Source organism: Bradyrhizobium sp. USDA 3650 (assembly GCF_054057395.1).
Genome location: NZ_JBSRZG010000001.1, coordinates 3,388,508 through 3,409,616 on the forward strand (window position 1 = coordinate 3,388,508; position 21,109 = coordinate 3,409,616).

Here is a 21,109-nt window from a genome sequence, read left to right on the forward strand (position 1 = left end):
TGAGAATGGGAGCGCTACGATCAAACTTCGTGGGCAGGTGCCGGCCGCCAGACCAGCAGCCGCTTTTCCACCCGGTCGACGATGGCATCGAGCGCGATGACGAAGGCGGAGAGGACGATGATCCCTGCGAAGACACCGGTGGCATCAAGGACGCCCTCGGCCTGCGCAATCAGGTGCCCCAATCCTGCGGACGAACCGAGATATTCGGCGACCACCGCTCCCATCACGGCCATGCCGACAGATACCCGCAGACTCGACAGGATCCACGTGGTGGCGGACGGCAGGTAGACGTGGCGCAGCAGCGAGGACTTCGATGCACGCAGCAAGCGGGCATTCGCGAGCACGACCGGATTGACCTCGCGGACCCCCTGAAACGTGTTGAAGAATGCGACAAAGAGGACCAGCGTTACCCCGAGCGCGACCTTGGAGGTGAGCCCCAATCCGAACCAGATGACGAAGATGGGTCCCAGCAAGATGCGGGGGATCGCGTTGAACATTTTGATAAAGGGCTGGACCACCTCGGCCGCAAACGGGCTTAAGCCGAGCCAGATACCAAGCGCGGTGCCGATCCCGATCCCAACCAGGAAAGACAGCACCGTCTCCAGCAGTGTTGTCCCAACATCGGTCCAGAAGTCCGATGTTGACATCCACTCGCCTATTCTTGCGACAAGCGTCGATGGTGCCGGAAAGAAGAAAGGATCGATCAGCCCGACCCTCACACCCAGTTCCCAGATCAGGATCACACCGAGGACGATGGCGAACTGCGTGAGAGCAACCTTACCCCTGCGCATAGCTTTTCTCCACTTCGGCGCCGAGCAGCGACCAGATTTCACGATAGAGCGCGACGAATTCATCCGTGGTCTGGAGTGCCAAGACGTCGCGTGGACGGGACAGCGTGATCCTGACATCGCCAACCATGCGGCTGGCAGGACCGGCAGACATCACAACGACGCGGTCCGCCAGCGTGATCGCCTCATCGAGATCATGGGTGATAAAGACGAGGGAGCGCCGGTCCGCTTGCCATAGCTCGAGCAGGATGCGATGCATGAGGCGGCGCGTGTGAACGTCCAGCGCGGAGAAAGGCTCATCCATCAGGACGATCTTCGGCTCCATGATCAGGGTCTGGGCCATGGCAACGCGCTTGCGCTGGCCTCCGGATAATTGATGCGGATAGCGCTCCTCGAACCCCTTCAAGCCGACCTTGGCGAGCCAGGGCCGCGCCTGCTCGCGCGCCTTTGCGATCGAGCTTCCCTGAAACACGAGCCCGAGGCCGACATTGTCCTGGGCGGTTTTCCAGGGCAGCAGCCCTTCCTGTTGCAGCATGTAGCCGGACTGACCGTTCAGGCCCCTAAGCGATTTGCCGAAAATGCGAACCTCGCCGGCGGCCGGCTTCAGCAGTCCGGTGACAGTATTGAGAATGGTCGATTTTCCGCAGCCGGTCGGCCCGACCACTGCAACGAATTCGGTTTCGCCGACCTGGAGGTTCATGCTTTTCACGGCGGTGAAGTCGCCGAAGCGAATCATTACGTCGCGCAGGTCGACGGCAAGTGCCGGCTGCCCTTCCATTGTTTCGCTCCTCAGAACCTGTTCTAAGCCTCAAAACAGGTAACTGGCGCTACATCCGGAGTCAATTGCATTCTGTAACATAGAACCCAGATGAGCATTGAATACTGGACTTTCTATCCATTCTGGATATCTGTTCTGCACGACAGAACACGAGGAATGTATCAATGGCAAAGACAGGGGTTGATGCGGTCGGGCGCGCCCTGGCGATCCTCAAGGCCTTCGGCGCTGAGCGCGCAGCCATGACGCTGACCGAGATTGCCGAGGCGACCGACTTCTACAAGAGCACGGTCCTTCGCCTTGCCGCATCCCTGGAAGCGGACGGATTCCTGGTGCGGGGGACCGACCGGCTATTTCGACCCGGACCGGAGCTATGGCGCCTTGGGGCGCTCTATCAGCGTGGGCTGGACCTCGGTGACCTGATCAGACCCTCGCTCCATCGTCTGGTCGAAGCAACCGGAGAGACCGCATCCTTCTACATCGCGGAGGGCGACGAGCGCATTTGCCTTTATCGCGTTAATTCTCCGCGTTCCGTCCGGCATCACCTCGAAGAAGGACAACGATTGCCGATTGATCGCGGCGCTGCGGGCCGCGTTCTTACCGCTTACCGCGATTTTGCATTAGCTGGTGGAAAGAAGATCAGAGATCGTGGCTTCTACGTCTCGATCGGCGAGCGTGATCCTGAGGTTGCGGCCGCAGCGGTGCCCGTAATCGATGTCTATGGCAAATTGCGGGGCGCGCTCTCAGTCTCCGCCATTCGCACTCGCTTTGATGCAGATGCTCGGAAATCTGCCGTTGAAGTGCTGAAGTCCGAGGCTAAAGCGCTGATTGGTTTGCTGCCTGCAACTGAGCGCTGAGCTACAATGGCAGCGTTCTGTTTATAACGCACAGCTCAGCGGGTGCCGCAATAGCCTCTCCTGAGCGTAGCGCGCATTTCTCGCATTGTTGAGGCCTGCAGATCATCCTCGATCTCGACGCCACCCATCCCTACACGGACATCAGGAGGGAGGCTTCTTCAAGGCTATTACGCTGCTCGTGTGATGTGTGCTGGTGCGCGTGTTCTGGAGCCGTCATGGCCTGACGGCCAAGCTGCGGCGCGCCGACATCGATGCAAGCGCGGTTAGGACGTTTCGCGGATTGTGCGGCCTAAAGCCGGATGGGGTTAGACCGAATCGATTTGGGATTGAACGAAGCCGCTGTCGCAGCGTGCGTGGCGAGGTGGCGTAGATCGCCTCCTGGCGGAGAGGATGCGGGTGTTGGAGCCCCCCTCAGACAGGGTATTGAGATGGCCGATTTGAGCCCTCTTCGCCGCCGCATGATCGAGGATATGACAGTCCGCAATCTGTCGCCGGCGACGCAGCGATCCTACATCAGCGCGGTTTCGAAGTTCAGCCGCTATTTCGGCCGATCGCCTGAGCGGTTGGAGCTGGAAGACGTCCGGGCCTTCCAGGTGCATCTGGTCTCGACCGACATCTCATGGCCGGCGCTGAACCAGATCATCGTCTGTGCGCTACGGTTTTTCTACGGCGTCACGCTCGGCGAGGCGCTCATCCCGGAGCGCATTCCCTATGCGCGAGAGCACCGCAAGCTGCCGGTCGTTCTCAGCGCCGACGAAGTGGTGCAGTTCCTCGAGGCGGTGTCGAGCCTGAAGAGCCGCGCCGCGCTCACCACCGCCTATGCGGCCGGCCCCAGGGCCTCCGAGGTCGCGGGACTGCGGATCGAAGACATCGACAGCACCCGCGGTGTCATCCAGGTGCGCCACGGCAAAGGCGCGAAGGATCGCAACGTGATGCTGTCGTCCCAACTGCTCGGCATCCTGCGCACCTACTGGCGGCTCGCCCGGCCGCGGCTTTATCTGTTCCCTGGGCGTGACGAAGGTCACCCGATTGATCCGACCGTGTTGCATGCCGCCTGCCGCTCGGCGGTCAAGGCTGCGGGCCTGACCAAGCGCGTCACGCTGCACACGCTGCGCCACAGCTTCGCGACACATCTTCTGGAGAACGGAATCGACATCCGGATCATCCAGGTTCTGCTCGGGCAAAATAATCCGTCGTCGACGGCGCGCTACACGCAGGTCGCCACCCATACGATCCGGGCGCCCCAGAGCCCGCTCGACCGCCTGTCGCTGGAGGTGACGCCACCGGCATGACAACGGCTCCGGGATCCGGCTTATGACCCCCGACGTCCGCCCGCACCGACCCGCCATCGACATTGCCGATATCTTGCGCCGGCATGGCGACGCCTATTGTCGTGACCATGCCGGTCATCACGGTCGCGTCGAGCGGCGGGTGGTGAGCGCCATTGTTGGGTGCCGAACCGAGGCGCTCGGCGGCCACGTCGAGGCCCGCAATGACTGCGGCATGACGCGGATCGCCTATAATTCCTGCCGGAATCGGCATTGTCCGAAGTGTCAGGGGCCAGCCCGAGCCGCGTGCCGTGCCGCGCGAGAAGCCGACCTGCTGCCGGTTCCCTACTTCCACGTCGTCTTTACGCTTCCTGCACCGATCGCCGCGATTGCTTTCCAAAACAAGGCGGTCGTCTATGCCATCCTGTTTAAGGCCGCCGCCGAGGCGATGACCGACGCTTGCTGCCAATCCGCGCCGGCTCGACGCGGAGATCGGCGGCGTCGCGGTCCTGCACACCTGTGGACAAGCGCTAACGCATCATCCCCACATTCACTGTGTCGTGCCGGGCGGCGGCCCGTCACCTGATGGAACACGCTGGATCGCCAGCCGACCGAACTTCTTCCTGGCCGTCAAACCGCTGTCCCGGCTCTTTAGCTGGCTTTTTCTCAAACGCCTGATCGGGGTCTTCAACGCCGGCGCCTTGCGCTTCTTCGGCGATCTTGCTTCTCTTGCCGAACTCGACGCTTTCGCTGGTCGCATCAAAGCCATGCAGCGCGTCAACTGGGTCGCTTGCGCCAAGCGGCCCTTCGGCGGACCCGCACAGGTGCTGGCCTATCTCGGCCGCTATACCCATCGCGTCGCGATCGCCAACAGCCGGCTCGTCGCACCCGACAACGATCATGTTGCCTTCACATGGAAGGATTACCGCCAGGACGGCGCGACAAAGATCATGAAGCTCAAGCCCGACGAGTTCATTCGCCGCTTCCTGCTTCATACGCTGCCCGACGGTTTCCATCGCATCCGCCACTTCGGCTTCATGGCCAACCGCCATCGCGCTGCCAAGCTCGCCTTTTGCCGCGAACTTCTCGATCATGAGACAGCCCCAAACGACAGCGAGCCGCCGCCTGTGGATTTGGAAGCTCAAACCTGGGCCGAAGTTCCTGCCTGGCCCGATTGTGGTGGCGTCATGCGCATCATTGAGCGCTTTCGACACAGCTTCAGATGCTCCAGCCCTCGAACATCACCGTTCCGATGCGACACATCGTGAGCCAAGTCATGCCGTGCACGACGATCATCATTCGTCATTTCGCTCCCAGCGTCTCGATCATCGCGGACGATGTCGACTCCGTGCTTTCACACTCCGCGACAACAACGGTCCGATGCAGCAAAATGCCTGTCGCGATCTCCAGTGAAGCGCGTCTGATCTCAACTCTTCCCCGACGCGCACATCTCGTGTCTCTGCCTCACGCGCCGAGCCAGCAGATCGGGCCTTCCGATCTCGAACGTGCTGCATGCTCTGGTCCTCGTCTTCGGCCAGAACGAACGTCAAACTGGATTAAGCCCGAGGGGTAGGGTCAACACCCACGCCTTCCTCGGCGGTGCAAAATCCATGCGCCAGATTCGTGTGGGCGTCGGCGGCGCCACTACAACGATCGCGTGGTTGCCCCCAGCGCATCCAGTACGAGAGCAACCTATGGCGTGAGGACACGACGCGGCAATCCTCAGCGCGCGGCAATCCTCAGATGGGCTGTGACGGGCGTCTTTTGGAGACTCGTACGACTCTCACGGCTACTCGCCGTTCCCAGCCGGTGGTCGGCCGCAGTCGACTCTTCTGGCGCGATTTGGCGGATTGTTAGCAAAGTTGCGCGACTGTCCGACCGCCTACATCTGTTCGTCGGAGCCGTGGCCTCTCGCGAGATCTCGTGTCCGTTGCATCGTGCGGGAAAAATATTCGTCGCGCTCGCGGCGCACGCGCTCTTGATGCGCTCTGAAATTCGCAACTCGTTTGCTGATGTGCTCTCGCTCGGAGGTGTCCCAGCTCAACCGCCGGGGAGAATCGGGCGGGGAAGCTTTTGCGATTGGCGCGATGGGTGCTACCAGCTTTGGAATAGGCGCTACGCTCCGTGCGCGCTCTACGAGTGCCGCGGATTGTTGAACCAGCGCCTCCAGTTCCTTCTTCCAGTTCATCTTCCATGTTCTCCGAACAGTCATGGGAGCATGCTAATTTGGTGCGGCACGCTCGTCCAGCTACCCCTTTTGGTAGTTGCGAGGCCGCTGCTTGTCCGCAAAATAGTGGCCGATGAGCCATCTGGGCCGATGAAATTCGCGGCTTCCCTGCTAGGAGAACCCACCAACGTAACCTTCGTCACCCAAGTGACGCAACAGGATGGAAGATCAGAACGATGCGACCTGGGTCAAACCCGTCGGCTGTGCCTGGTCTCTGGCATGAAAGCATGATCGCCCAGGCTCGCCATGCTCGAACTCCTCAAGCGACTACGCTGACGCCGAAGCAGCGGAGATTGTGCGTCAATGGGCGAATCGGCGCCGCCCGAATGGTCCGACCAGAACTACTCTACAGTATTGCTCAAATGGGAGATGGGAGTGGCGAGGGGTGTTGTGAAATGGTTTAACGCGACGAAGGGTTTCGGCTTCATTCAGCCGGATGGGGGCGGCCAAGATGTTTTTGTACACATAAAGGCCCTGGAGCGCGCTGGCCTCTCTGACCTGCGGGAAGGGCAGGCAGTCTCTTACGAGCTTAAAGTCGACCCGAGGCGCGGTAAAAGCAGTGCGGAAAATCTGCGTGTCTGATTTCATGTCGTAGGCGTCTGGCCTCAGCCCCCCGCCCATGTCTGGCGCTTACCTCGGAACGACCCCAGCCGCTTTAAGCACTGGGGTCGTTTCATTTCTCGCCAATTTTCGACGTTTCGCGGGTCCGAATGCCGGGACATTGTGAGTGAGACCTCCTCCTGGTGTTGGCAGCTCAGCAATCTGCAGGCCGTCCGTGCGCACGAAAGGCATCACGATTCTATTGCACCGTTCGTTTGGCGCGGTTGGCGAAGCGCAGCGCCTGGTGGCGAGCGACGCAGCTCTTCGAGTAAGGTCAGGCCCTCCTTCACGATGCCGGCCGGAACGACAGTCCCACTCAGGACGCCAGTCGGAGGACACCGAGTGCCGTTTGTCGTGTGTCAACTATCAACTCTCGCAGTTGATGGAGAGAACGACCCATGCAACCGTAACGATCGGATACTACCGATGCAGGTCGATCAACATCCGGAGAGACGCCCATGCCATGCGGCGCCACGTCCATGGATGAAAAATGCGTACAAGCAGCGGCTGATCATCGACCAATGAAACGGGCGGATCCTTCGTACAGTGATGTTTATTACAGTGATGTTTAATAATGACGAGTGACGGCACAGAATCTTCGCTCCGCATCTGGCTCGCCGTCATCGTGCTAGGCATCGCCTCGTTTCACATCGTCTTGGCAGAGATAGCACCTATCGGGCTGTTGTCTCAGATTGCTCGCGACCTCGGACGAGATCAGGCAGCGGTCGGGCTCACGGTGGCCCTCTATGCCTGGATCGGTGCTGCCAGCGCTCTGTTGTCGCCCGTTCTGCTTCAGAAGTTTCCTCGCAAGCCGCTAGTCATCGCCTTAACTATTATCCTTTCCGCAACAACGTTTGCGGCGACGATGTCTCACACTTTCGAAGGGCTGTTGCTGGCACGCACGGTGGGCGCTGTCGTTCACGGTTTCTATTGGGCCATGGCGGCTGTGGTTGCGTCTAAGATTGCGCCGTCCGGCAGTATGGGTGTTGCGACGGCAATCGTATTCGGCGGGATCTCGATGGCGACCGTTGTTGGCGTGCCGCTCGCGAACTTCGTCGGTCAGGTGAGCGGATGGCGTGCAGCGTTCAGATTGATCGGCGCCATCGGACTGATCACCTCAGCCCTGATGGTGGCAGTTCTTCCGAAAATGCAGGCCGGGACGCCAGCGGGATGGAGAGAGCTTGGATCAGTCTGCCGCAGGCATGACCTGTTGGGGATCTATGCCGTAACGACATTCATGGCGGCGGCGCATTTCGGGGCGTACACATTTATAGAACCATTCCTCAACGAGATTCCAAATGTTGCCCAAGTCATGATTGGCGCGCTGTTGTTCGGCTTTGGCGGAGCAGGATTCCTGGGGAACATCTTGGCGGGCGTCCTCATCGACCGCTTCATGAAACCCATCATCACTGCGGGGCTGCTTGCTCTGTGTCTGGCGCTCGTTGGCCTTGGATGGTTTGGTCCCCAGTTGGGGACAGGCCGGGTCCTTGTCTTGCTGGTCATCTGGGGCGCGGCCGTCGCGGCGCTGTTCGCGGGACTCCAGACCTGGATCCTGCGCGCCGCCGGTTCGACAGTGATGACTGCTGCCGCGATGCACTCGGCGGTCATCAATTCGGCCATCGGCTTCGGAGCCGTCCTCGGCGCCCAGGTGTTGACTGTAGCCGGCCCATCAGGAGTGATGCTGGCAGCTGGTATGGTCGTCATCATCCCTCTGCTGATAGTTCTCCCGCAAGCGGCCCCAGAGGGTGATCTAAAAAAGGGGGCGTTGCTTGATGGATAACGCCGCAGCCGTGCGCACGGCGCGGATCGCCGCGTGCCCTACCACGAATGTCGCACGAAACCTTCCGCTGGTACGCGAGCGTTGGACCAAAATGTTCGTGCAGCCCGGCGGACCGGTCGAAGGGGGGTGAAACACCACGCCAGGCCTTGCCCGAGAACTCGTTGAGGAACTCGGCATCGAAGTTTCTGGCGATGTACGCGAACATCTCGGGCGATTGCGCCGTTGCGGCATTGCGAGGAGCATTCGGTCGAGCGGTCTACCGCACTGCGGGACACTTTTGCATTCTTTCCACACAACAATGTCTGTGTCCTGAGATTACCCCGCATTCTAGCATCATAATTGACGCTACCCGACAGACGGGCAAGCTCGCCTTCTTCATCCCGTGAGCGTCCTCACGCTGGCGTGTGACGCGCTTCTCGATGATCGGTCCTATTGCGCTCAACCGAAGGCGCTCTTTGCTGGCTCTTCCGAGGCGCTGCCGAGCAGCTGAGCCATCATCGCCTTCCTGCGCGGAAGAGCAAGCTGATGACGTCTACTTGCGTGCTTTCCTGATTGAGCGCTCACCAGCATCACAATGGCACTCCAACCAGCGACTTCGATCAATTGCGTCCTTAGACCCACTGGGATCTCAAAGCCATGGTCTAGAACTGGGCTTACTGTCAATGAACTCGCATGATGGTGCCGAAGACGAGACGCAAGATCGGCGCGGCCTCTAGATCAAGTTTACGCTCTTGAGCGCATTGTGGCAGGTGGCTTCACTCCTTTCGGGACGGCCGTCGCATTGGATCATCGGCCGGTGGTCGGACGTGTCTGCGGATACCCATATCCGCGAACTCGCAGGCACCTACACATCGACGCCCGCGTCGGCCAAAAGGCTCAAGAGGGAGCTCATGCGCGGCGGCCATCGCGGTCAACTTCTGACCTCGTGGACAAAGGCGGCGCGCTCATCGTTGACAAGAGAGAGGCGCGGCTACGTCCATGATCCAATAGGTGCGTGCACGAAAATCGAGCTGTTCCAGAAGCTCCTAAAATCGGGCTGCAGGGCGGAGGACTCAAAACTGCGGACCGCAGAGCGGCTCGCTAGTTTGATGGCGGTCGTCTGCCCTCTCAGCTGGCGCGTCCTCTGGCTCATCATGCTCAATCGTACGGCCCGGACGCATCACCGAAGATCGCCTCCACGGACACCGAGATCGTATTGCCCGATGAACTCATCAAGGACGTCGGCATTCGACGAGGTCGCCTTGGAACCCCGCATTCTACTTGACCGAACTTGCACAATTGGGTGGCGACCTGGCCAGGGCCGCCGATCCGCCACCCGGAAATGTTGTCATTTGGCGCGGACTCTCCAGACACACCGGATCGAACTCTGCGCCGAAATTGGAGCGGTTGGAAATGTCGATAAATGAAGTGTCATCGAACAGTTCCACCGCTGCGGCTTTGGAATCGGCTGTTTGCGCAGTAAGCGCGAGTTTCCGGTGCGCCAACCTGTCGAGTAGATTGACTCGCCGCAACTGAGAAAACGGACTAGTGGCACACCCGATAAAAATCCATTAGCGTAGGCTTCCTATGTTTAGTTTGCCTGATTTGCGTGTACTGGAAGTCGCGGCCGTCGTCATCGAAGAGGGCAGCATGAGCGCGGCCGGCCTCAGACTTGGCATCACTCAATCGGCCGTTTCACAAGCGATGAAGCGCGCGGAGGCGCATATTGGCGCATCCCTCGTCCGTCGCGATCGTCGTCCCCTTGGGCCCACGGAGGCGGGGCAAGCTCTGCTCACCCACATGCGCGAGATAACCCTGCGCGTCGGACGAGCTGTCGAGGAAATGCGGGCCGCCGCAGCGCGTCCCGAACGCGAGGACCTTCGGCTCGGGATGATCGACACGTTCGCGTCCACAGTGGGACCACTGTTGGTCCGCAGCCTCATGGCGGGTTCAATCGCGCTTCGCGTGAGCGCGTATTCGGGGCTGGTACCCGCGCACGCCGAGGCATTGATGCGCAACGAGATCGATGCAGCTGTCACATCGGATCCAATGGAGGGCGTTGACGAAGTTACCCGCTTACCCCTATTGCGCGAGCCATTCCTCCTGGTAGCACCGATTGCCTGGGCGGATACTCTTCGCGATCGTCCACTGGACGACCTACTACTCGAGCACCGACTTATCCGCTACACCGCGCGTTCGCACATGGGAACGCAAATTGAACGTCATCTCCGGCGTCTAAGGATAGAGCATCCGCAGACGATGTCGTTCGACACGTCGGACTCGCTGCTCTCGATGGTCGCCAATGGCATGGGCGTGGCGATTACAACACCCCTGTGCATATTGCAGGCTGCCGTCCATCGACCGGCGCTCGAAGTCATGCCATTGCCGGCGACCGGCCTCTCGCGCACGATCGCGTTGGTGACTAAGCAAGGCGGATTAGGCACGTTGGCTGCGCGAATAGCGGATGATACTTGTGTGCTCCTGCGGAACTGGACCTTGCCCCAGATCGCGGCTCAAATTCCCTGGATGGCTCGTTCCGTCGGCAGCATCGTGTTGGATCCGCTCGCTCACGAGGACGCCGCCTGCCGGTGCGTTGCGGGTGGCTCCACCCGGACTCTCGACGAACAGTATAACCCTAATTAATCATACTTATTAGCCTTCATAACATCTCCGATCTTAGCTTTAACTCTCACCCGTCTTCGGAGAGAGTTGTTTGCGTAGCGTCCGAACCCGGGATCAAAGATGTCAGCGACTCGCACCGAAATAGACAGTCTAGGAACGCGCGAGCTGCCGCTGCGCGCCCTGTACGGCTTGGCCTCCCTGCGTGGGAGCGAGAACTTCGACATCTCACTCCAGAAGCTCGGTGATCAGCCGGCACTTCTTCGGGCACTAGCGCGCATCAAGCGCGCTGCCGCGGCGGCGAACCGTGAGCTCGGAGCCCTCGACGCCAAAGTAGCAGGAGCACTAATCGCAGCTGCGGACGAGGTCATTGCTGGTAAACACGATGGGCAGTTTATCATCGATTTGCTCGAAGGCTCCGGCGGTACATCGATCAACATGAACATGAACGAGGTTCTGGCGAACCGGGCCCTGCAAATTGTCGGTGAAAAGCCCGGTCGGTACGACGTGATCCATCCAAATGATCACGTGAACCTATGCCAGTCGACGAACGATGTGCTGCCCTCGGCGCTCAAGTTGGCGGCGCACGAAAAGTCCGGCGATCTGGTGGGTGCGCTGGACCAGGTGGCGGCCGCTCTTTCGGAGCGGGCCATTGTATTCGCTGACGTATTGCGCGTCGGCCGCACATGCATGCAGGCCGCCCAGCCGATGACGCTCGGTCAGGCGTTCGGCGGTTACGCATCAGCGATCAAGCGGCTCTCCTTGAAGCTGTCCGTGGCGCGCCAGGAATTGATGGTGCTTCCCCTCGGAGGCACTGCGATTGGCACCGGGCTCGGAGCAGTGCCGGGCTATCGCCGTGCCGTTTATGGACATCTTGCGGCAATCTTGGGCCACGCGGTACGCCCAGGCGACGACATGTTCGATGCCATGCAGAACGCCGACGCCTTCGCACGCGTGTCGTCGGAAATCCGCATCGCAGCAGAGGTAATGGCGAAAATCGCCTCTGACCTGATCATCCTTTCCTCTGGGCCAAATACGGGGCTTGGCGAATTGCGGTTGCCCGCTCTCCAGCCCGGTTCTTCGATCATGCCAGGTAAACTCAATCCAGTCCTGCCGATGATGATCCAGCAAGTTGCGTTCGCTATCGTGGGCAACGACGCCGCAGTATCTCTCTCAGCGTTGAGCGGCCAACTCGAAATCAATCACTTCGAGCCAGTCATCGCCTCGCGCCTCTTCGATTCGATCGAGCTTTTGACGCGATCGGCCAGAATATTTGCCGACCAATGCATCTCGGGGATCCGGGCAGACCGGGAACGGTCGCTCAGCAACTTGATGCAATCTTCGGCTCTTGCGACCGTGTTCGTACCGCGCCTTGGTTATGAACAGGTATCGACACTTGTGCTTACAGCCGCTGAGCAAATGCGGCCCTTCATCGAAATCGCGATCGACCGCGGACTTCTGAACCGTAGCGCGGTTTTGCAGATGCTGCACGAGAGCACCCGTTATCGCGAGAATGCCGCATGAGCCGCGATTCTGCACTTGCCCTTGTACGCGAAGGGCTCACGAGCATGCCGCGAGTCGATGCACAACGCCAGAGGATCAACCTACGAAGGTCATGCCACAGCCAACTCGCCATCGCCCTGTCTCCAACCCGATGCGGCGGATGAGACGATGCGCCGCGATCGAGAGGCCGCTTGTCCATAGGTCAGTGCTCCGGCCTCTCTTCAAGTCGTGCTTATACGGACGCGCCTGGCCGTAGTGCCAGGGGCAGTGATCGGCAAAGTCAGCAAACACGTAAGACATCGTCGATAACGTATTCTAACCATTCGCGTGGGGCCGTCCTGGCCTCCGCCAATCTTCACATCCTGTTCGGCCGGTAGCCCGATCAAGATGTGCAAGTTCTCCGATAGCTGGTTACGGCCTGATTCACCTGATGATACATTCACGAGGCGTGATCGAGTCCCGCAGGTTCGAACACTGGCCCAACATTTTTTCGTTCGTTCGCTGCCGTATTCAAGACGGCACTGAGGCACGCGAAATCCATCCGATGCCGAGAGGCAGCTGCGCGCGTCAGAATCTCATCCGTCGTATCGACTGGGCCCAGCTGAAGTTTCCCCACTCCCAGACGTTGTTTATGTCGTATGCGACATTCGGTTTGAGTATAAGGTAAGGTCAATCAAGATGCTCTGGCTGTAGGCCTTGTCGATGACCGTGCCAGTGTTTACCTGGTTTGTAGCAAAAGTTAGCATCACCTTTTGTATTGGCGCCATTGCATTTAGCTGCTTGCCATAGAGTAGCAAAGCGCAAAGGGGGTTCGCATTTCCATTCACCAATTCGGAAACACCGCATGTTACTGGTGTGACAGTCAGCTCTCGATTGAGATCACCCCCGCTTCGCGGCCGACCACATTGCCACTGCCTTGGGGCGCTTCGACTTTCCAGCCTTTGGCCGATATCAATGCCGTAAGAGCTGACGCCCTTAATTTGGCCGTTAGGGCGCGCAATCGGGCCGCCAAGCAGTTTGGAGTGGCGATCAGCACGGCGATCGGCTGGATGAAGCGGGTCGATGAGACCGGCAGCGTTGCTCGGGGCCAGATGGGTTGGAAAACCATTACCTTTCTGGCGGCCCTGCGCCATGACCGGATCGATGCGCCATGGTTCATCGAGGGACCAATCATGGCGTGAGCTTCCGGATCTATGTGGAGAAGGTTCTCCTGCCGACCCTTCGGCCCGGCGACATCGTCGTCCCGGACAATCTCGGCAGCCACAAAAGCAAAGCCGTGCGCCAGCTCATCCGCTTCGCCGGAGCAAAGCTCTTCTTCCTGCCAAAATACTCACCCGACCTGAACCGCATCGAACGAGTCTTTGCCAAACTCAAGCATCTGCTCCGCAAGGCAGCCGCACGAACCGTCGATGCGGTCTGCGCCGCCATCGGCGAACTCCTTTATGCATTTACACCCGAAGAATGCGCCAACTACCTCAAAAACTCAGGCTATCGAAGCTAGTCCCATCACGCTTTAACGGCGAGCCTCCCAGGAGGCTAGCGCCCAATGATCTGTGCCTCGATCATATCCGTTCTCAGCTCAACCCGCTATCCCGATCGCTCTTGAGGACCGTGCCGGAGCGCTCGTCTGAGCTCGCCGAACTGGTTGAACATGACGATGAGAGCGATTATTCCGGCGCCAAGCTCTGCGAGCGCTTGACTGGCTAACAGTCCGTTAAAACCCGCTACCAGCGGGAATAACAGTACGGCCGGTATGAAGAGATACCCCTGCCTGGCCAAGGACACAATTGCACTGAGGCGCGCTCTCCCAAATGACTGAAGCATTGCCGTCACGAAACTCTGCACCCCAAACAGTCCAAAGAAGAGATGGAACACGATGCAGGTCGAGACGGCAATTTCGGTGACGTACTCGTTATCGCTAAATAGGCTCACTAAAGGCCTCGCGAAAATCACAACGGCAGCAGAATACAGCACCGAGAATGCGATCGTCACGAAGAGCATGAACTTCGCAGCCCTCAATATATGAGCATAGTCGCGTGCGCCCCAACCGAAACCCAGGATAGCTTGAGCGCCAATACAGAACCCGGTGATAGGCAGTGCGCCGACCATCAAGATACGCACAGCTATTCCAACCGCGGCGATGGAATCGTCGCCGAACGGCGCAGCAGCTCCGTACAAGAGCATAACGGCAAGAGCAGATAAGATACTCGTCATTGTCGCCGGCGCGCCTACCAACGCGAGCTGTCTGATGCGATCTGCTCGCAATGATATGTGAGATATCCTGACGAGAACCGTCCCGCCAAGCTTCGTAAAATACGCGATATACAGTCCGACAGCAGAGATCTGAGACACCAGCGTTGCGAGGGCTGCGCCTCGCACGCCAAGGTCAAGTGAAAATATGAAGACGGGATCAAGCACAGCGTTCAGGATAAACGCGGTCATCATCACCCACATGCTAAATCGTGTATAGCCTTCGGCTCTTACAATGAACCCGCTGACGGTATTTAGTAGCATCGGGGTGCACCCCAACAAAACCGTTCCCGCGTAGTCGAGCGCCACGGGCATGATGGTTGGGGTTGCTCCGAGCGTTGCAAATATCCCTGGCAGATTTGGAAGCAGAGTGAGGGTGACTATGATACCGATCGGAGCGGCGAGCGCGAGTGCCGTGCTTGCGCCTCGACTCGCTTCTAGGTACTCACGAGCGCCCAGATGACGAGATATGAACGACGCTGCTCCAACACCGATCCCCTGTCCGGCTGCGGCGAGCAGGACCACGATCGGCAAGGTCATGCTAACAGCTGCGATCGCCTGCGCGCCTAGGGCGCCAACAAAGATCGCGTTGACGACCTGCTGCAGCGCATGGATCGATAATCCAACAACCGACGGAATGGCGAGCCGCAGGATAAGACTCAAGAGATTCTGGTCCGATAGATCGACGTGCTGTTTTTTCTTTGGCATCACATTGCGCTTGCTGTCGAGGGCGAATTCTGTATTCGGTCCATTCACGGACGAGTGAATTTTTCCGAATTCGACGATGGCGTACTCAGCGCAATCCTCTCTGGATCTGCTCTGGCACGCCGTGATCGCCTGGATAGGTTGACGTTTTCAAAGCTGATTTTTGCCTGGGCATACGCCTCCCGTCAGTTGTAGCGAATACTGACTGAGGTGTTCGAGGGTAGCCCCCAGGTTCTGCTAGTCATATTGTGCCGTTCCGCCCTTTGGTTGAGCATCGTGCCGGTTGCGTTCACTTCTCGGGATGATGATCGGCGGGGAAACGCGGCCAGACCCTAGAGCCTCAAGTTGGTTTTGGCATCTACCGGATCTTGTAGTAGACGCTCCATCATCTGCATGGCACAAGCAATGAACGTGCTCAGAACCACTGTGGTGGTTCGATGATGTCCTGCAATCTTTACACGAGATCGGGTTCCTCAGCGCGATCGAGACGAACGGCAGGCTGCCGGCCCCGGCCAGCGTGGTGACTGGATTTGCGTCAGTAAATCGCGCCGCACTGGCCGTCACTCGCGGACACGAACTGAAAATTCGTGTGGCCGCAACCGGCAGCCTGCCAGACCGGTTCGATGAGCGTGGCTTGAACAATTTCTGCTTCGATCGAAAGACCGCCCTGACGCCGTCGAGCGGCGGGCTATCTCGGACTGCCTGGCTCAGCCGAAATGGCGGCTCAGCGTGCAGTCCCACAAACACTCGGCATCACATGAAGATATCCCAAGCATTTAAGTTCGAGGCAGCGCACCGACTTCCAAACGTCCCGCAGACACATCGCTGTCATCGGGTGCATGGTCATTCCTATCGCGTCGAGGTCGTGCTGAACGGGGCCGTCGATCCGCACACCGGATTCGTAATGGATTTCTTCAACATGGAGGAAGCGTTTGGCCTTCTTATAAAGAAGCTCGATCACCATTGCCTGAACGACGTCCCGGGACTGGAAAATCCGACGGCGGAAAATATCGCCATCTGGATCTGGGAGCACGCGAAACCGCGCCTCGCCCAACTCTCGAGCGTGAGGGTGTACGAGACGACGGATAGTTGGGCGGAATATGACGGGCCCGATCGCTGAATTCAGCGCTGATTTGGGACTGTGTCGATGCGGCGCGCCTGTCGTTCTTCGGCTCAGAAGCGGACTTGCTCGATCTGCGATTCGGCTCTTCATCCGCCACGCCCGCGGCCAGATTTCCGCGCTCACAGAAGAGCCCTTGGATCCGACCGGAGCGCCCGGTTTGGCTATGAGGACACCCATCACGTGACCGCATTCGAAAAGCTTCCGGCCAAACGATTCGGAATCCCGCGTTGTGCTAACCGCGGAACGATCAGAGCGATTCGTCCTCAGGAGCGAATTCGATGCTGATTGTACCGGCGAGACGACCCGCCATTCCGGACGCTGCGGCTGGGCGACTTGGTGCTGCAGCAGGTCGGCGCTAGCCGCCAATGCGAGGAGCACGGGTTGATGCAAGATCGCGCAAGCCCGCATGTGCGCGAGCGTGCCATAGACATCGCCGTCAATACCCCCCGTTCGACACTTCGACGGGCGAAGCCTCAATTGAAGCTGGCGAGGTGCCGGACTCGAGCGTCCGCGCTGACTGGTCACGGATGCATCCCTTGGCCGACTGGTTATTTCCACCCAACCAATAGCTGCGGACGTAAACCGGGCGAACAGCTGTCCACAGGAACCGATGCCTCGCCCCGCCGCATCCGATAGAGTGCAGTCAGGCCCGCACCGACCGCGGGTTCATCCCGGGAGCCTCCGATCCCCAAACCTTAGCCGAAATGGCGGCCGCGCTCGAGTAATCGCCGGACTATCGCGTCTTGGCCGGCTCGTTTCGCGCCCAAAATTGGCGGGGATTGAATTTCTTGGCAACTATCTAAGCCTGCAGCAAATCAGCGGTCTCTTTTCAGACAGCAATTGCAGCGCGGTCAGGAAGTGAATAATTCTCCACCAAGAACCAATTGAAAAATGGGTACGCCACCCATTCGGGGAACATGGATTCTGTCCCTGTCCCGGGCGACGTCAATCCTGCGAGTTATGCTGCCGTGATGTCCGGCAACTCACGTGGCGGTGGCCTGCTCGTCAGGTAACAACAGCATCCGCCTGTCGGAGCAGAAACGGATCCGCGACGCGCTCTTCGCCGAACACATGATTCCCCCAAGCTTCGCACCACCGGTTTGAAGCTCCGGACGCGCAAGGGACCGTGAAACCCTCCCAGGCATCCGTCGCTCACCACATCTGCACAATGAAGCGGCCGTATTTGGTCGCGATGTAGTCCTTCACCTCGGGCAAGCAGTAGATTGAGACGAAGCGCAGCAGCCGCGGATCATCCTTCCTGTCCGCCGCCATGAACTGCAGGCACCCAGTGCGATCAAGTTACCGCGGTCGGCGAGCAGCGCCGCTACGCTAGCGGCGCGATCGAGCAAACCCGAGTTGATCGTTAGGATCATCGCTTGGCCAGGTGGGCATCGGATGCTCCGATGAAGGCGAGCTCGGCGGCGTTCTGGACGTGATCGGAACTCGCGTCGGCGCGGTGATCCGACGCGATCGCGACATAGAGCGCCGGCAGCACGAAAAGCGTGAACAGCGTGCCGATGGACATGCCCGCGACGACCACGAGCCCGATCGAGAAGCGGCTCGCGGCGCCAGCACCCGTTGCGGTCAACAAAGGTAAGAGGCCCGTGACCATCGCCGCGGTGGTCATCAAGATTGGGCGGAGGCGGACGCGCGCCGCCATCTCGATGGCCGAGCGGGAATCGAGTCTCTCCTTGAGCTGCAGCTGATTGGCGAACTGGACCATCAGAATACCGTGCTTGGATATCAGCCCAGCCAATGTCAACAGTCCGATTTGGGTGTAGATGTTCATCGTCGCCAAGCCAAAGAATAGCGGGATTAAGGCGCCGGCGATTGCCATGGGAACGCTGAACATGATGATGAGGGGATCGCGCAGACTTTCGAACTGCGCCGCAAGCACCAAGAAAATGACGATGAGTGCAAACGCAAAGGTGATGACTAGTTTGTTACCCTCCTGCACATATTGACGGGCGTCCCCGAGGAAGTCGTGACTGAACTCTGCGGGCAGTTTCATTGCCTCGACGTCGAGGAAGTCCACAGCCTGACCGATCGTGACGCCGGGCATCGGTACGGCTTGGAAGGTCGCGGAGTTGAGCTGGTTGTAGTGGGTGAGTGCGTTCGGATTGGTCGCAGTCTCGATGGAGACCACGGTCGATAGCGGCAGCATCGAGCCCGCCGCTGTCTTGACATAATAGCTCCCAAGTGATTCCGGCGTCAGGCGTTTCTCGCGCGGCACCTGCGGGATCACTTCGTAGGAGCGGCCCTGCAGGTTGAAGCGATTGACGTAGTTTCCGCCAAGGAGGGTCGCGAGCGCGCTACCGACGTTCTGCATGGTGATGCCAAGGTCGCTCGCCTTGGATCGATCGACCTTGATTCGCACCCCCGGCTGGTTGAACTCAAGGTCAGAGTCGCTGACCATGAACAGACCGCTCTTGCGCGCGGCATCCTTCAGCTCCGACATCTGCTCGTAGATGTACTGGAAACCGAGCGTCGACTTGATCACCATCTGCACTGGTAAGCCGCCCGAACCGCCCGGAAGCGGCGGCAAGCTAAAGGCAAATGCGTTGATGCCTTCCAGTTTGGACAGCTCGGCCTGGACCAGCGATTTCAGCGCGATCGATGAGCGCTTGCGCTCGGCCCAAGGCTTAAGCAACATCCCGGCCATGCCGCCCTGCGGACCGCTGATGCCGTTGAGCACGAAGCGAAAATCCGTCTCGGGAAACTTCTGGAGTGCCTTGTCGAGCTTGGCGCCGTAATAATCCAGGTAATCAATATTGGCGTATTTCGGCGCTTTTGTCAGTGCGAATACGATGCCCTGATCCTCCTCGGGTGCGAGTTCCTTGGAAGTGTGCATATACAGAAAGGCGACGAGGCCCAGCATGGTCAGCGCAAACAGCCCGGTAATCGGGCGATAGTCGAGCGAGCGGTCGAGCTTGCGGCCGTACCAGCGCGTCATGGCGCTGAACACACGATTCACAAACTTTGCAAACCGCCCCTCTTCAGCGCTCTTCAGGAAGACCGCGCACATCATGGGCGACAGCGTCAACGCGATCACGCCCGACACGATCACCGAACCCGCCAGTGTAAACGCGAATTCGCGGAACAGCGCGCCGGTGAGGCCGCCGAGAAAGCCGATGGGCGCGTACACGGCGGCCAACGTAATCGTCATGGAGAGGACGGGGCCGACGATCTCGCCTGCGCCGTTCGTAGCGGCCTGCGCGGGCGACGCACCTTCTTCCATATGGCGATGAACGTTCTCCACCACGACAATTGCGTCATCAACCACAAGACCGATCGCAAGCACCATCGCAAGGAGGGTCAGCAGATTGAATGAGAACCCCAGCGCCAGCATCATACTGCAGACGCCAATAATGGACAGCGGAATGGTGACGACCGGAATGATGACAGACCGCAAGGAGGCCAGGAACAGGAAGATCACCAACACCACGATCGCGACCGCCTCAAGGAGCGTCTTCTCCACCTCGTCTATCGATGATTGGATGAACTTGGTGGAGTCGTAGGCCACTTCCATCTTCAGCGATGGCGGCAGGCTGCGCTTCATTTCTGGAAGCAGTGCCCGAACGCCTCGCGCTATGTTCAGTGGATTACCTTCTGGGCTCGCCTGCACGGCGACGAAGATAGCGTGTTCGCCGTTCATCGCGACGCTGGCGTTTGTGCTCTGCGCCGCAAGCTCGACTGTCGCGATGTCCTCCATGCGCACAAAGCCGCCGTCATTGGCTTTGACGATCATGCGCTTGAATTCATCAACACTCCGCAGATCAGTGTTGACCGTGACGTCGGAGAGAGTGAAATAGCCCTTAGTCTGGCCGGCCGCAGCCTGGAAGTTGTTGGCCGCGATTGCAGCAGAAACATCAGCTGGCGACACGCCGTGGCCCGCCATTCTCGCGGGATCGAGCCATAACCGCATCGCAAAACTCTGGCCGCCGAGGATGTCTGCCGCTGCGACGCCATCTACAGTTGACATAATCGGTTGCACCACGCGCGAGAGATAGTCGGAGATCGCGCTGGCCGTCAGTTCTTCGCTGGAGAAGGCGATATACATGACAGCTGTGGTCTGACCGGCAGATTTGGTGACGACCGGATCGTTCGATTCCTTAGGGATTAAATATTTGACCGAGTTGACCTTGGAGAGCACTTCAGTGAGCGCCTCGTTGGGCTCGAAATTGAGCTTGATATAGACCTGGATCGTCGAGGCACCGAGCACCGAGGAGGACGTAATGTAATCAACGCCTTCGGCCGAAGCGAGCGCTTGCTCAAGGGGCGTGGTGATGAACCCCTGGATCATGTCGGCGGAGGCGCCAGGATAAGAGGTAGTGATATTGACGACCGTGTTGGTCAGCTTAGGATACTGCCGGATTGGCAAAACGGTGGCCGCACCAATGCCGGTCAGCAGGATCAGGAGACTGACGACGATAGACAATATAGGACGTTTGATGAAGAGCTCGGTAAATGCCATCGCGATGCTCGCATTCAAGAGACTGACGGAAATTCGCCAGTAAGCCAGGCTACAGCAACAGTCATCAACGCGGCGACTGTGGCTAGGGGCACCTTCTCAGGGTATAGCCCCATGTTTCTCTTAAGCTAGCAACCGCCCCGGGGGGGCCGGCTCGAAGCAGT

The 21,109-nt window shown here is 59.2% G+C and carries 12 protein-coding genes and 2 pseudogenes; 9 read left to right on the top strand and 5 right to left on the bottom strand.

From position 1 onward, the window contains the following. Positions 1 to 20: 20 nt before the first annotated feature. Together ACVIN2_RS15775 and ACVIN2_RS15780 are read right to left on the bottom strand one after the other, a co-directional pair. Complete coding sequence (locus ACVIN2_RS15775; protein WP_259217608.1) at positions 21 to 791, bottom strand: ABC transporter permease; 771 nt, start codon at positions 789 to 791, stop codon at positions 21 to 23. Next, entirely contained in the window at positions 778 to 1,566 is a 789-nt protein-coding gene (locus tag ACVIN2_RS15780; protein ID WP_456766249.1) for an ABC transporter ATP-binding protein, read from the bottom strand. The genes ACVIN2_RS15775 and ACVIN2_RS15780 overlap by 14 nt, the downstream gene beginning before the upstream one ends. A gap of 164 nt (positions 1,567 to 1,730) precedes the next feature. Between ACVIN2_RS15780 and ACVIN2_RS15785 the strand changes: the two genes are divergently transcribed. The 3 genes and pseudogenes from ACVIN2_RS15785 (at position 1,731) to ACVIN2_RS15795 (ending at position 4,956) form a co-directional block, all read left to right on the top strand. After that, positions 1,731 to 2,420, top strand: coding sequence for an IclR family transcriptional regulator (locus tag ACVIN2_RS15785; RefSeq protein WP_456766250.1), 690 nt, complete (start codon positions 1,731 to 1,733; stop codon positions 2,418 to 2,420). Positions 2,421 to 2,848: 428 nt separating this feature from the next. Beyond that, positions 2,849 to 3,712, top strand: coding sequence for a site-specific integrase (locus tag ACVIN2_RS15790; protein ID WP_456766251.1), 864 nt, complete (start codon positions 2,849 to 2,851; stop codon positions 3,710 to 3,712). A gap of 22 nt (positions 3,713 to 3,734) precedes the next feature. Further along, positions 3,735 to 4,956, top strand: a pseudogene (locus ACVIN2_RS15795) (IS91 family transposase). A gap of 614 nt (positions 4,957 to 5,570) precedes the next feature. Here ACVIN2_RS15795 and ACVIN2_RS15800 read toward each other — a convergent pair. Beyond that, positions 5,571 to 5,876, bottom strand: a complete 306-nt coding sequence (locus ACVIN2_RS15800; protein WP_085351784.1) for a hypothetical protein — start codon at positions 5,874 to 5,876, stop codon at positions 5,571 to 5,573. A 414-nt stretch (positions 5,877 to 6,290) separates the two neighbouring features. Between ACVIN2_RS15800 and ACVIN2_RS15805 the strand changes: the two genes are divergently transcribed. From ACVIN2_RS15805 to ACVIN2_RS15825, 5 genes and pseudogenes are all read left to right on the top strand, one after another. Then, complete coding sequence (locus ACVIN2_RS15805; RefSeq protein ID WP_456769735.1) at positions 6,291 to 6,497, top strand: cold-shock protein; 207 nt, start codon at positions 6,291 to 6,293, stop codon at positions 6,495 to 6,497. 592 nt (positions 6,498 to 7,089) lie between these two features. Beyond that, a complete protein-coding gene (locus tag ACVIN2_RS15810) occupies positions 7,090 to 8,295 on the top strand; it encodes an MFS transporter (protein ID WP_456766252.1) in 1,206 nt (401 codons plus the stop codon). A 1,566-nt stretch (positions 8,296 to 9,861) separates the two neighbouring features. Next, positions 9,862 to 10,917: a LysR family transcriptional regulator gene (locus ACVIN2_RS15815; RefSeq protein WP_456766253.1), complete on the top strand. Its 1,056-nt coding sequence runs from the start codon at positions 9,862 to 9,864 to the stop codon at positions 10,915 to 10,917. A 99-nt stretch (positions 10,918 to 11,016) separates the two neighbouring features. Then, entirely contained in the window at positions 11,017 to 12,417 is a 1,401-nt protein-coding gene (locus ACVIN2_RS15820) for an aspartate ammonia-lyase (protein ID WP_317245406.1), read from the top strand. A gap of 1,076 nt (positions 12,418 to 13,493) precedes the next feature. Then, positions 13,494 to 13,897, top strand: a pseudogene (locus ACVIN2_RS15825) (transposase); the annotation flags it as partial. Between the two features lie 86 nt (positions 13,898 to 13,983). Here the strand turns inward: ACVIN2_RS15825 and ACVIN2_RS15830 are convergent. Then, positions 13,984 to 15,402: an MATE family efflux transporter gene (locus ACVIN2_RS15830; RefSeq protein ID WP_317245407.1), complete on the bottom strand. Its 1,419-nt coding sequence runs from the start codon at positions 15,400 to 15,402 to the stop codon at positions 13,984 to 13,986. A gap of 706 nt (positions 15,403 to 16,108) precedes the next feature. Here ACVIN2_RS15830 and queD point away from each other — a divergent pair. Continuing rightward, positions 16,109 to 16,471, top strand: coding sequence for a 6-carboxytetrahydropterin synthase QueD (gene queD / locus ACVIN2_RS15835; RefSeq protein WP_085361592.1), 363 nt, complete (start codon positions 16,109 to 16,111; stop codon positions 16,469 to 16,471). 1,372 nt (positions 16,472 to 17,843) lie between these two features. Here the strand turns inward: queD and ACVIN2_RS15840 are convergent. After that, a complete protein-coding gene (locus tag ACVIN2_RS15840) occupies positions 17,844 to 20,948 on the bottom strand; it encodes an efflux RND transporter permease subunit (protein WP_317245409.1) in 3,105 nt (1,034 codons plus the stop codon). Between the last annotated feature and the right edge of the window lie 161 nt (positions 20,949 to 21,109).

Excerpts from the sequence above, each read along its gene's own strand:
- ACVIN2_RS15800 (WP_085351784.1), bottom strand. The coding sequence starts at position 5,876 with ATGAACTGGAAGAAGGAACTGGAGGCGCTGGTTCAACAATCCGCGGCA.
- ACVIN2_RS15790 (WP_456766251.1), top strand. The coding sequence starts at position 2,849 with ATGGCCGATTTGAGCCCTCTTCGCCGCCGCATGATCGAGGATATGACA.
- ACVIN2_RS15785 (WP_456766250.1), top strand. The coding sequence starts at position 1,731 with ATGGCAAAGACAGGGGTTGATGCGGTCGGGCGCGCCCTGGCGATCCTC.
- ACVIN2_RS15775 (WP_259217608.1), bottom strand. The coding sequence starts at position 791 with ATGCGCAGGGGTAAGGTTGCTCTCACGCAGTTCGCCATCGTCCTCGGT.
- ACVIN2_RS15840 (WP_317245409.1), bottom strand. The coding sequence starts at position 20,948 with ATGGCATTTACCGAGCTCTTCATCAAACGTCCTATATTGTCTATCGTC.
- ACVIN2_RS15810 (WP_456766252.1), top strand. The coding sequence starts at position 7,090 with ATGACGAGTGACGGCACAGAATCTTCGCTCCGCATCTGGCTCGCCGTC.
- queD (WP_085361592.1), top strand. The coding sequence starts at position 16,109 with ATGAAGATATCCCAAGCATTTAAGTTCGAGGCAGCGCACCGACTTCCA.
- ACVIN2_RS15820 (WP_317245406.1), top strand. The coding sequence starts at position 11,017 with ATGTCAGCGACTCGCACCGAAATAGACAGTCTAGGAACGCGCGAGCTG.
- ACVIN2_RS15780 (WP_456766249.1), bottom strand. The coding sequence starts at position 1,566 with ATGGAAGGGCAGCCGGCACTTGCCGTCGACCTGCGCGACGTAATGATT.
- ACVIN2_RS15815 (WP_456766253.1), top strand. The coding sequence starts at position 9,862 with ATGTTTAGTTTGCCTGATTTGCGTGTACTGGAAGTCGCGGCCGTCGTC.